Here is a 587-nt window from a genome sequence, read left to right on the forward strand (position 1 = left end):
TGGGCGTGGACATGATGGCGATGCCGCCGGCGAGTGCGAGGTCGCATTCGTTGTTGTGGAGGGATTGGCGGGCGAGGTGGAGGGCGACGAGGGAGGAGGAGCAGGCGGTGTCGATGGTGAGGGCGGGTCCTTGGAGTCCGAGGGTGTAGGCGAGGCGTCCGGAGGCGATGCTGGGGGCGCTGCCGTTGGCGAGGTGTCCTTCGTGGGGGGTGGGGATGGTGGTGAGGCGGGCGGCGTAGTCGGCGTACATGACGCCGGTGAAGATGCCGGTGCGGGTGCCGTGGAGGGTGGTGGGGTTGATGTGGGCGTTTTCGATGGTTTCCCAGGCGGTTTCGAGGAGGAGGCGTTGTTGGGGGTCGGTGGCTTGGGCTTCGCGGGGGCTCATGCCGAAGAAGTCGGCGTCGAATTGGTCGGCGTTGTGGAGGAATCCGCCTTCGCGGGTGTAGCTGGTGCCTGAGTGGTCGGGGTCGGGGTGGTAGAGGTCGGTGAGGGGCCAGCCTCGGTTGGTGGGGAATCCGCCGATCGCGTCCCGGCCCTGGGCGACCAGTTCCCACAGTTCCTCCGGGGTGGTGACCTCGCCGGGGTAA

At 68.0% G+C, this 587-nt stretch carries 1 protein-coding gene; it reads right to left on the reverse strand.

Features of this window, described 5'->3' with window-relative positions:
* The coding region (locus tag ABD296_RS49960) for a polyketide synthase (protein WP_344285704.1) at window positions 1-587 on the reverse strand (587 nt) is incomplete at both ends.

Source organism: Actinomadura napierensis, assembly GCF_039529375.1.
GTDB lineage: Bacteria > Actinomycetota > Actinomycetes > Streptosporangiales > Streptosporangiaceae > Spirillospora > Spirillospora napierensis.